The 10,103-nt window shown below is 46.1% G+C and carries 13 protein-coding genes and 1 pseudogene; 4 read left to right on the top strand and 10 right to left on the bottom strand.

From position 1 onward, the window contains the following. Nucleotides 1–354 precede the first annotated feature (354 nt). A complete protein-coding gene (locus tag JQC72_RS15915; RefSeq protein WP_205497402.1) occupies nucleotides 355–1,281 on the bottom strand; it encodes a trypsin-like serine peptidase in 927 nt (308 codons plus the stop codon). Nucleotides 1,282–1,597: 316 nt separating this feature from the next. Between JQC72_RS15915 and JQC72_RS15920 the strand changes: the two genes are divergently transcribed. After that, a complete protein-coding gene (locus tag JQC72_RS15920) occupies nucleotides 1,598–1,918 on the top strand; it encodes an RNA chaperone Hfq (RefSeq protein ID WP_335342490.1) in 321 nt (106 codons plus the stop codon). Between the two features lie 395 nt (nucleotides 1,919–2,313). On the opposite strand, the gene JQC72_RS15925 is transcribed toward JQC72_RS15920, so the two are convergent. Both JQC72_RS15925 and JQC72_RS15930 read right to left on the bottom strand, forming a co-directional pair. Next, entirely contained in the window at nucleotides 2,314–2,778 is a 465-nt protein-coding gene (locus tag JQC72_RS15925) for a murein hydrolase activator EnvC family protein (RefSeq protein ID WP_205497406.1), read from the bottom strand. A gap of 58 nt (nucleotides 2,779–2,836) precedes the next feature. Next, nucleotides 2,837–2,926, bottom strand: coding sequence for a helix-turn-helix domain-containing protein (locus JQC72_RS15930; protein ID WP_205497408.1), 90 nt, complete (start codon nucleotides 2,924–2,926; stop codon nucleotides 2,837–2,839). A gap of 93 nt (nucleotides 2,927–3,019) precedes the next feature. On the opposite strand from JQC72_RS15930, the gene JQC72_RS15935 reads away from it, so the two are divergent. Next, nucleotides 3,020–3,196 carry a hypothetical protein gene (locus JQC72_RS15935; protein WP_205497410.1) on the top strand — a complete coding sequence of 59 codons (177 nt, stop codon included), beginning with the start codon at nucleotides 3,020–3,022 and terminating at the stop codon, nucleotides 3,194–3,196. A 201-nt stretch (nucleotides 3,197–3,397) separates the two neighbouring features. Here the strand turns inward: JQC72_RS15935 and JQC72_RS15940 are convergent, their stop codons facing one another. The 7 genes and pseudogenes from JQC72_RS15940 to JQC72_RS15970 all read right to left on the bottom strand — a co-directional run bounded on the left by JQC72_RS15940 (nucleotide 3,398) and on the right by JQC72_RS15970 (nucleotide 8,868). Further along, nucleotides 3,398–5,026 (bottom strand): peptide ABC transporter substrate-binding protein, encoded by a 1,629-nt coding sequence (locus JQC72_RS15940; RefSeq protein WP_205497412.1) that lies wholly within the window; start codon nucleotides 5,024–5,026, stop codon nucleotides 3,398–3,400. A 644-nt stretch (nucleotides 5,027–5,670) separates the two neighbouring features. Next, a pseudogene (locus JQC72_RS15945) lies at nucleotides 5,671–5,763 on the bottom strand (ATP-binding protein); the annotation flags it as partial. A 670-nt stretch (nucleotides 5,764–6,433) separates the two neighbouring features. Continuing rightward, nucleotides 6,434–6,898 carry a hypothetical protein gene (locus tag JQC72_RS15950; protein WP_205497414.1) on the bottom strand — a complete coding sequence of 155 codons (465 nt, stop codon included), beginning with the start codon at nucleotides 6,896–6,898 and terminating at the stop codon, nucleotides 6,434–6,436. A gap of 24 nt (nucleotides 6,899–6,922) precedes the next feature. Continuing rightward, nucleotides 6,923–7,219, bottom strand: coding sequence for an HNH endonuclease (locus tag JQC72_RS16925; protein ID WP_419179882.1), 297 nt, complete (start codon nucleotides 7,217–7,219; stop codon nucleotides 6,923–6,925). 128 nt (nucleotides 7,220–7,347) lie between these two features. Further along, complete coding sequence (locus tag JQC72_RS15960) at nucleotides 7,348–7,812, bottom strand: hypothetical protein (protein ID WP_205497418.1); 465 nt, start codon at nucleotides 7,810–7,812, stop codon at nucleotides 7,348–7,350. 23 nt (nucleotides 7,813–7,835) lie between these two features. Next, entirely contained in the window at nucleotides 7,836–8,006 is a 171-nt protein-coding gene (locus tag JQC72_RS15965) for an HNH endonuclease (RefSeq protein WP_205497424.1), read from the bottom strand. Nucleotides 8,007–8,025: 19 nt separating this feature from the next. Further along, entirely contained in the window at nucleotides 8,026–8,868 is an 843-nt protein-coding gene (locus JQC72_RS15970; protein ID WP_335342491.1) for a YifB family Mg chelatase-like AAA ATPase, read from the bottom strand. A 53-nt stretch (nucleotides 8,869–8,921) separates the two neighbouring features. Between JQC72_RS15970 and JQC72_RS15975 the strand changes: the two genes are divergently transcribed. Next, nucleotides 8,922–9,674 carry a hypothetical protein gene (locus tag JQC72_RS15975; protein ID WP_205497420.1) on the top strand — a complete coding sequence of 251 codons (753 nt, stop codon included), beginning with the start codon at nucleotides 8,922–8,924 and terminating at the stop codon, nucleotides 9,672–9,674. 76 nt (nucleotides 9,675–9,750) lie between these two features. Further along, entirely contained in the window at nucleotides 9,751–10,050 is a 300-nt protein-coding gene (locus JQC72_RS15980; protein ID WP_205497422.1) for a hypothetical protein, read from the top strand. Nucleotides 10,051–10,103 lie beyond the last annotated feature (53 nt).

Below are 10,103 nucleotides of genomic sequence, written 5' to 3' on the forward strand. Positions count from 1 at the left end.
CTCCTGTTTATTAAAATGGATTTTCGTCCATTGATGACCGTTTTATTTGACAGTCTTGTTCCTTGCGATGACAGCCCTGGCTACACTTTGAGCCATCTGGGATCGGAGACCATATCCAAGTCGCAGTTCTTCGTAAGTCATTTTAATTAGTTTTGCCTGACCAAGAACTTTGGTTTCATATACGACTTCCGAGACATAGTTCAGTCCATCTTTAATCGCTCGAATTGTTTTCAGCAAAAGATCTTTGTTGTTCCTCACCAGGAAGGATCTTTATCTTAGCAGTGATAGTAACCTCCATACTTTCTTTCACCACCTTTCTTCAATAACTTGTAGAAATCTATTGAAACTTGTTTGTCAATAGAAAGGAGGGTGGGCGCATTCCTCCCCGACCTGTAGAGGTTCGGGGTCTTCTGCGCCTATTGAAGATGAAGATTGATATACAGGTGCTCCACTTTGTCCGTTTGCCGTGTCAACATCGTAGAAGATCATTTTGCCTTGTCCACCTTCATCTTTAACGGTTCCAAGACCTTTCCACATACTATAGTAATATCCTTGATCATGCTTGTCTCCTGGATACCCTGTAACTGCCACGGATTCACCTAAATAACTGAAAGTGGTGTCTTCCACCCTCATACCCATGGTTCCCGTTGTGTTACCGATGCTACGATCCAATTTTAGAGCTCCAAAGTCGTATGCTTCAAGGCCTTCGTTTACCCAACCGGCGATGGAATGTGCCGATGTAGCATAAGCCCGTCCATAAGGCAAATAGTTACCATTTCTTCCTGGGTCTACTGTTGCGGATGTGATCCACCCGTTAGTTTGATCATACACACAATGCCCCGCTGTAGCCACCGTATTATCATCGTATAACCATCCAGAACAACTGGCGACACTACCATTTTCAAATGAAACCTCAATATATACAATCGTTCGATAGGGATAAGAAGTAGTATTAGTTATTTGTTCTCTACTATCGGTCCCAATAACCGACATGATTCCTATAGGATTCTCATCCATCCTGTTTTTCGGATTGGATCGTTCAACAACAGATTTTGTTTTACCTGTACCAAAGCTCCCCTCGATATAACGCGCATCTCCCCTTTTCACTGTTTCTTTCTCAAACTTGGCGCGCAGTTCCTTCTGATCTATACTCTTTCTAAGTACTTCTCCGGATTTGAAGTCTTTCACCACCATATCGAAACTAGCCGGTTGTTCAGCTGAAACCTCTTGCTGAAAACATGGTAGGATGGCTAAGCTGAAGATTATTAATAAGACGACCATTTTGGATGCTCATCTAAACCAACCCTTTCTAATTTTATTAATATCATAATATATCGAAATTTAATTTATTTCAATGATTTTTCATCTCAGTGCCCATTTGTCCTGTGATTGGGTCAGTTTCGATCTTTACTTTCTATGGAAATCTACTTTGCCCTTGTTGACAGCTTCGCTGGTATTACCCCAACGACGGGAAAAATCCCGTCGTTCTATATTATTATTGGAATGAAGCTGGTTAATCCTGTGAACAAGCGATGTGATCCAGTATTCGTTTTGTTCCTGTTTCCCGAACGAAATGAAAAGGATTATCGCTTGTTTTGTGGAATTCGACGGGAAACGGACGGCGGGAAAACCCCTTCGTTTTGTGTTATCATGGTTAAGCGCAAGGGGGAAAAAGAATGAGGACGCAGTTTGTGATTCAAGACCCATTTCTCAACGCAACACGTCAACGAAAAGTCCCTGTCAGTTGAAGGGACAAATCATTGGATTTGACCCTTTCATCGTATTGCTGCAATCCAATGACGGAAAACAGCACATGATTTTTAAACACGCTATCTCCACCATCGTTCCGGCTAAACCTGTTCGCACTGATGAGAAGCCCGAACAGGAAACCAAAATAGAAAAAGTCAGTAGTAAGTGACGCCCTACCGCTATCGAGACACGCCCTACCGTGGCGATCGGCTCGATGCAAATGGGCAGACAAGGCGGAAGCCTTCGGCTTCCGGACGATACGGGCTACGCTCGCTGTCGCTCGCTACAGCGCCGCGTTCGCGGCGCTCAAACCTGCGACAGATCGGACATCATGCAACGATCGGGGACGGCTCACCTGCCCATAGAAGGCGGGGTATTTACCCACAAAAAAAGCCGCTATCAGCGGCTCAGGTGCGCAATCAACACCCAAAAGGGATATAGCACAGTTGTGAGAACTGAAAGGACCATCAGAATGACCAAGCAACCCAAACATCCTTTCACTTCATCCTCTCTGCGACAGTAACAGTGGTGTTGACAGCACCGGTGACATCTCATGCTGCCCCCTCACTTTCCGATCCATTGCAATGGATCAACTGGCTTCCCGTTCTGGCGCACTTCGAAGTGTAGGTGTGCTCCGGTCGAACGACCGTTGTTTCCTACCTGTGCGATCATTTGTCCCTTTGACACACGCTGACCGATTTTGACCTTCACGGTTTCCGGATACATGTGCCCATACAGCGTAGTTACCCCGCCACCATGGTCAATCATCACGTACCAACCATATCCGCCCGGATCAGCTTTGGAAATTTTGACCACTCCATCTGCCACTGCATACATAGGAGTGCCAGATGGTGCGGCGATGTCTACTCCCTGATGGATATGGTCCCCGCGATTCTCGCCAAAAACACCAGTCAGCTCTCCTTTGGCAGGCCACGGAAATTTTCCTCCTTTGTAGACCATGCCGTTCGATGACAATAGCGTAGCAGCTTTCGACTCTATAGCAGCTACTACCGACCAGTCCGGCTTCATAGAGTAGATGGCGCATGACAGCCCACCAGGCGAACTTTCGTTGTTCAAGCATGGAGTTTTATAACCAGCGACACATGCCCAGTGTCCATTCGATCTTCTCGATTTGCTCTTTTGTTGGTTCCAGCTTGAATTTGTAGGTTCTCATCATCATGATCACCTCCTTTAATGTAGCTTAACGACATCATATCATTTTTGATTAGGTCGTCAACGACATGATATGATGAGAAAGAGGTGATGAATGATGGCAAGAATCAAAGAAGGTCGTGCTGAATTACACACAACCGTTGATGCTGATTTATTGAAGCAGATCAAGTTACTGGCAGTAGAAAAAGATATGAAGTATGGGCACTTGATCGAAGAAGGAATGAAAATGGTCCTTGAGAAATACGGGAAATTGTCGGACTTGCGAGAGGGCTGAAGCCCTCCCGCGTCCGACGCTCGCTTTCATCCCAACCCTAAAGGGCTGGGTTTTCCCGCTCGCTCTTTATAAAAAGACCGGCCCTTCAGTGGTTGGTATGACGGAGAGTATCTGTGGAACTCATCCTTGAGAACATCCTTGTTTTGAACCAAAGAAAAAGGGGAGAGCTTTTTTTGCTCTTCCCTTTTTCTGCCGCAGATTCTATTTCTTGTGAATTTCCACCCATTTCAACGAATACTCCGAACCTACCGGATGGCGTACCAAATTCTTCACATAACGCTTTTGCATATAAAAGGAATCTTTCTCATAGTACAGCGGTGCGGCGGCATAATCCTCAAGCAACAGCTTTTCGGCCTCGATCAGGTTTTTGTTGCGCAATCGATAATCCGTCATCTCTTTTGACTGCTCCACAATCCGGTCAAAAAGAGGATTGGTCCAACTGCCGAAATTCAGGCCGTTTTTGGTTTCCCACATATCCAGGAATGTCAGGGGATCGTCATAATCCGCCGTCCACCGGAAAATACTCATATCAAACTTTCCGCCCATTTCCAACTTCACTTTTTTCTTGGCCGGTTCCACCGAGATTTCCACTGGGATACCCAGGCATTTTTGCAGTTGTTCCTGCACGTACAACGCCACCATTTTTCTGTCATCGTCGTAGACAAGCAATTTCAACGTGGGCGGCGTATCAATGCCCAGCTCCGCCATCCCTTTTTGTAGCGCTTCCCTCGCCTCATTCACATCATAATAAACCAATTTCCCCTGTTTACGATCCGCCTGGTCACGGAAATTCCCATCATATCCGTGAATGGTCGGTGGTACTATTGCATAAGCAGGAGTGCCGATCTTCAGTACGTCATGAGTGAGCTCTTCCCGGTCAAGTGCCAGTGTGATCGCCTTCCGAACATTTCGGTTCGACAGGAAATCATTCTGCACGTTAAACCTCAAAAAGTAAACCGTACCACTGGTCGCCGAAACAAATTCTTTCGAAGGCTGAAACACATCCACAAGTTTGTTTCTGAGCGGGACCACATCCACCTGATCGGACATATACAAACGCATCGCCTTGTCGGATTGTGGGACGATTTTCACATTGACCCGGCTCAGCCGCACATTGTCCTTATCCCAGTACTCCTCATTTTTGGTGAGCTGATAACCTCGTTCATGTTCCCATTCCGACAGCACAAAAGGTCCGTTATACACCATTTTGTCCGCGTCCCGGGCATACTGGTCTCCATACTTTTCCACCACGTCTTTCCTCTGCGGCATATAACTGATGAATGACAGCAAACTGAGGAAATACGGGGTGGGACTCTTCAAACGTACCTTCAAGGTGTGTTCGTCCAAAGCTTGTACGCCGACACTCCCGGCTTTCACTTTTCCAGTGTGATATTCCTCAGCATTCAAAATGGGATAGAATATGTAGGCATACTTGTTTTTGGTTTGAGGATTGAGTGCCCGTTTCCATGCATACTCAAAGTCATGGGCAGTCACTGGCTCCCCGTCGCTCCAGTACGCCTCTCTCAACTTGAAGACATAGGTCTTCCGATCGGGACTGATTTCCGGAAAATCAGCCGCTATGGCCGGTTGGGGACGGTTGTCTGCGTCCAGCCGCATCAATCCTTCCATCACATTGTTGATGATTTTGACGGAACTGTCGTCGATATATTTGGCGGTGTCCAGATTTACGGGTTCCGTGTTTTCCACCATATTCAACACTTGGCCCTCTTCCGCCGCTCCAACGCCATTCAACGTTTCGGGTACCCAATTACAGCCTGTCGTCGCCACACACAAGCAAAAAATGACCAGTAATGATACCCCGTTTTTCATCATGCAACTTCCTTGTAATGTGGTTTTAATATCAAAAAAACCATAAAATACAATTGCTGGTTTTGCTGTTTCCTCAATCGCCGCAACCCTCCTTTTCTTATTTGTTACTAAATAATATCCCAGTATAAAATATAGCCGATTGCCCATTAGAACAAGCGAACTTTTTTTGTCGAAAATTAAAAGATTATATTAAGAGCCAATCCTGTCCCCCCATGTTCCACGGACCTTAATGAGTAAGAAATTCAATATTTATTTGAAAATGCATTGCAGGGGGCAACTTGAAAAAGTGGCAACTAAAGTGTCTTCATGACTGCGATTCACTGATGGCTTACCATGCACCGGCTACACCGTTATACTTTGATGGATATCACAAACATCTGAGTCGGCGCCGCCATCAAGGCACATATCCAGTCGGCCATTCACTCGATCAGAAAACCGCTGATCGTCCGGTCGATCGAACAAGAGGAGGGATACTGGATTTTGGTGTAGCGGGGAAGGGTGGATCGTCACCGTGAACTTTTCCCTCATGCGCCGGGCGGAGATCCCCGCTAAAAGGACGGGTCTGCAAAACATGTGTTCCGGTTTCACGGGAGCGGAATGGTACCCAAATTCTGTCGGACTTGCAAAAGGAACAAAGCCCTCCCCCTGTCCTCCAGCGGCTGCCGGAGCAATTGCAATGCACTTTTGGAAAACTCGGGCATCTCGTCCAACAATACGCCCCTATGCGCCTGTTTTACCGTGTGATCGAAGCAACAAATTGTAAACGTAGTGAATAATCCTGAAAGACTAAAAAAGCTATTTGATGAGTTGGGCCAAGATCTAACGATATGCTACAAAGATGGGCTGAACTGACTGTATATGGTAACTAATAGCAAACTGGGCCAAACTTTTAGACATAACTAATTGATCAAATTAAGGGGTATTAAAATGAAGAGATTGGTTATTACTATTATTTCAATACTTATTTTCCTGTTTGTCTTTTCCATTTTAGCTTTGGAGTAAGTTTACTACCGGAAATTAATTATGCAGCCTACCGATGTGAAAAAACCGGCCAAGTCACCAGCCGGTTTTTTCGTGAAATGTTGAAGCTGCGGTATTCCCGGATACATCTCTTCACTTTTTACCAGGTGATGAGAAAGAGTTAAATTTGGTGTGGGTGAATACACTATATCCGCTTTTCAAACCAGCGGCGACCCAAGAAAGCGAAGCTGTTACGATATCTGTTTCTTGCGGATTTCCACCCTTTGCAACGAATATTCCTCCCCTACGGGATAGTGTGCCATTTTCTTCACACCACTCTTTTGTGCGACTTTGCTCCACACGGCTAAAGTACCACTTTGGTTACCATGGGCTCTCGCACCATCCATCGTGTCATACATCCAGCCTGGACGGGTTTCTTTTTATTGTTTACTCCATTTCAACCCACTTTTCTTGCTTCAAATCATAGCTATCGCCGGAATTAGGGTAAAACAAGTAAATGGGGATGGGTGATTTTTTTCCATCTGCTGCGTTAAAACACCGTTGGAAAAATGAAACAAAGTACTCTTTTGAAAATTCGTCTATCTCTTCAATTAACTCATCATCTTTACGAATCTCCCGACGGTCTTTATCTAATTTTGAATATACATTGAAGATAAAACCAGGCAAATCATTATCCAGTTCTCCGTAAGCATTATGCATAAGTTGATCTTCCCATCCATCCATTTGTGTAGTAGAGACACCAAAATCCCCGCCATGTCCTCTTACTTCCAACAATACAAATTTGGCATCCGGATGAAAAGGGTACTGAATGAGAGTTCGAAACTTTTGGATCGTCGCTTCTTGTTCTTCGTCAATAGCTTGCTTGACAAGCATTCGGGTCTTTTGATCCATTTGTATCCTCCTTCTATAGATTTGTTAACGTCCACCGCCCCAAATTTGACGGCCACCTGTATGTCTTACGTTTCCATGAACCCTGGATTTTACAAGTTGCATGAATCCTTCTTCCTGATAATGGTGCCATACATACCCATCTTCTCCCTCACGAATCCACTCATGATTTACTTTGAGGAACTCTTCTTTTAACTTAGGGTTTTTGTTTAATCTCTCAATAAGAGTAGCACTTCCTCTTCCGGATAACAATTCAGACAGCTCGGAATCGGAAAGATTGTTCTTTATCACCGGGTTATCATTAATAAACGACCTTAGCTTCACGATTCCAGTATAATTATTCCTTTTTTTAATACTTCCAAAAATGTATCGTCTATTTTTTGTCAGTCAGCTTCAGCAAATTCAAGAAACCCGTCCAAGGTTCACAACCTAGACGGGTTTCTTTTTATTGCTTACACCATTTCAATCCACTTTTCTTGCTTTAGATCATAGACATCGCCGGAATTAGGGTAAAACAAGTAAATGGGGATGGGTGATTTCTTTCCATCTGCTGCATTAAAACACCGTTGAAAAAATGAAACAAAGTACTCTTTGGCAAATTCGTCAATCTCTTCAACTAACTCTTCATCTTCACGAATCTCCCGACGGTCTTTATCTAATTTTGAATATACATTGAAGATAAAGATAGGCAAATCATTATCTAGTTCTCCGTAAGCATTATGCATAAGTTGATCTTCCCATCCATCCATTTGTGTAGTAGAGACACCAAAATCCCCGCCATGTCCTCTTACTTCCAACAATACAAATTTGGCATCTGGATGAAAAGGGTACTGAATGAGAGTTCGAAACTTTTGGATTGTCGCTTCCTGTTCTTCGTCAATAGCTTGCTTGACAAGCATTCGGGTATTTCTATCCATTTGAATCCTCCTTCAATGTTTTGTTAACGTCCACCACCCCAAATTTGACGGCCGCCTGTATGTCTTACGTATCCATGGACTCTGGATTTTACAAGCTGCATGAATCCTTCTTCCTGATGATGGTGCCATACATACCCAACAGGATCTTCTCCCTTACTAAACCCAGCGTGATTCCGCTGGGTTTTTGTATGTATCTCTTCCTTTCAAAAAGCACTACTCCCAAAATTTCCGGTCCAGCGACCGGTACTGAATCGCCTCAGCCACATGGACGGATTGGATTTTTTCACTTCCCGCCAAATCGGCAATGGTGCGGGCCACCTTGAGGATGCGATCGTGGGCGCGGGCACTGAGTCCCAACGTGTCAAAGGATTGTTGGAGCAATGAACGGGATGCGCAATCCAGCTCACAGTGCCGCCGAATCCACGACGGAGGCATGGCGGCATTGTAACGGATCGATGTTCCGCCAAATCGTTCCCGTTGAGCGGCACGGGCGCGTTCGACGCGTTCCCGAATCGCTTCGGACGATTCACCAAGTTCCTCAGCGGACAGGGTCTGGTAATCGACTCGCGGCACCTCCACATGGATATCGATGCGATCCAACAGCGGACCCGAAATTTTGGAACGGTAACGTCGGATCTGTTGCGGTGTGCAGGTGCAGGTGCGGTCTTCCTCGTAACCAAAGAATCCGCAAGGACAGGGATTCATCGAACAGATCAGCATGAATTCGGCCGGATACGTGAGTGCGGCACGAGCTCGTCTCAGGGTCACTTCCCTGTCCTCCAGCGGCTGCCGGAGCACTTCCAATGCACTTTTGGAAAACTCAGGCATCTCGTCCAAAAACAATACGCCCCTATGTGCCAGGCTGACTTCTCTCAACATTATGGAAGAACATTTTTCACCTTTGATTTTCTTTTTCCAGGTAAGGAAAATAGAGATGATGTTAGTCTCTGGGATCGATGGATTGATTTGCATCTCACTCTTGCTCTCCTCTTGGTAATCGGAGGACTCATGGGCATTTTCCGTAAGGACAAAAGCCAACAGGCATCCGCTTGACATCAACTAGAGCCGGTCGCGTACCGGCTCTTCATATATCCCAGGGAGGTGATTGTGTGAGATACATAAACGTGATAGGAGCTATTATCGTGCTGGTGGCCAATATGATCGTCTCATACAACCATTCCATCCAGCTATTCCAATCAGGAGGGTTTCACGGATGGATGGCGCATGTGGCGGTGATCGGGAGTGAATGCACATTCGTGATGGGAGCGTTAAACATTGTGGTCTCCCGGTTGAAGGGAGTCTCTCCCGGAGTACCGGCGATGTTGGGAGGACTACTGGGAGTGGCGCTGGTCTCTTGGAGTAACGTGGCGGCGGGATGGGAGTACGGGATAACGGGAGTTTTGTTAGGGCTGGCAACTCCCGCTTCCCTGATTGTGGCGGAGGCGATTCTCTCCCGCGCCATTCTCCAACGGGCGGGAGAGAAAATCGGGACTCCCGCTCCCGATAATATGGTGATTCCCGCCAATGCCACTCCCACCAACGCGGGGTCTCCCGGTAGTGGTGGGTTGGGAGAGGAGGCGGGAGAAACTCCCGATACTGTAGAGTCTCCCACTCCCGCTCAAGTGGAGACGCCCACTCCCACCGAAGTGGGTTCTCCCGCTCCCACTCCCAGTAATGTGGAGTCTCCTACCAAGGTGGAGGATGGTGACGCAGCTGAGGAGATCGCCCAGGCAAAAGAAATCGCCCGCCGCTTCAAAGAAGAAAACGGGAGACTACCTGGGAGGAGAAAATTGGCGGAGATCGCGGGATGCGGTGAATGGTACGCCCGCAAGGCACTCGACGAGTTGAGAAAAACTGCTTAATGACCGTTGAAGGTAGCGGGAGAAATGTATGATCTTGTAGAATGGAATAACTTAGGGGATACGAGGAGGAACCGGCATGAGCGATAAAGAAATATTGAACGCCATTTTGGAGGCCGTTCAAAAAACGAATGCCAGACTTGACGGATTGGAAAAGAAATTTGAAAAACGGTTCGATGATATAGACGCCAAACTTGCAGACATAGAATCCAACTTTAAACGATTGGAAGAAGAAATGCATTTCGCTATCAAGAAAACCCTTGAAAACAGGGAAGCCATACGGGCTTTGACTAACATAAAAAAAATAACTGTCGGCGCGGATCATTCCGCGCCTTTTCTTTTTTGTTTGATACCCAGGATCGGCACAAAAACGATTTAACCCACTAACAGCAACTCTTTTTTCATTTGAGCTATTAGGGCGTGTCTGGTGAA

Origin of the sequence: Polycladomyces zharkentensis (assembly GCF_016938855.1) — a bacterium.
Classification (GTDB): domain Bacteria; phylum Bacillota; class Bacilli; order Thermoactinomycetales; family JIR-001; genus Polycladomyces; species Polycladomyces zharkentensis.

Excerpts from the sequence above, each read along its gene's own strand:
- JQC72_RS15930 (WP_205497408.1), bottom strand. The coding sequence starts at position 2,926 with ATGATGAGAACCTACAAATTCAAGCTGGAACCAACAAAAGAGCAAATC.
- JQC72_RS15935 (WP_205497410.1), top strand. The coding sequence starts at position 3,020 with ATGGCAAGAATCAAAGAAGGTCGTGCTGAATTACACACAACCGTTGAT.
- JQC72_RS15915 (WP_205497402.1), bottom strand. The coding sequence starts at position 1,281 with ATGGTCGTCTTATTAATAATCTTCAGCTTAGCCATCCTACCATGTTTT.
- JQC72_RS15950 (WP_205497414.1), bottom strand. The coding sequence starts at position 6,898 with ATGGATCAAAAGACCCGAATGCTTGTCAAGCAAGCTATTGACGAAGAA.
- JQC72_RS15970 (WP_335342491.1), bottom strand. The coding sequence starts at position 8,868 with ATGTCAAGCGGATGCCTGTTGGCTTTTGTCCTTACGGAAAATGCCCAT.
- JQC72_RS15980 (WP_205497422.1), top strand. The coding sequence starts at position 9,751 with ATGAGCGATAAAGAAATATTGAACGCCATTTTGGAGGCCGTTCAAAAA.
- JQC72_RS15925 (WP_205497406.1), bottom strand. The coding sequence starts at position 2,778 with ATGAAGCCGGACTGGTCGGTAGTAGCTGCTATAGAGTCGAAAGCTGCT.
- JQC72_RS15960 (WP_205497418.1), bottom strand. The coding sequence starts at position 7,812 with ATGGATAGAAATACCCGAATGCTTGTCAAGCAAGCTATTGACGAAGAA.
- JQC72_RS15940 (WP_205497412.1), bottom strand. The coding sequence starts at position 5,026 with ATGAAAAACGGGGTATCATTACTGGTCATTTTTTGCTTGTGTGTGGCG.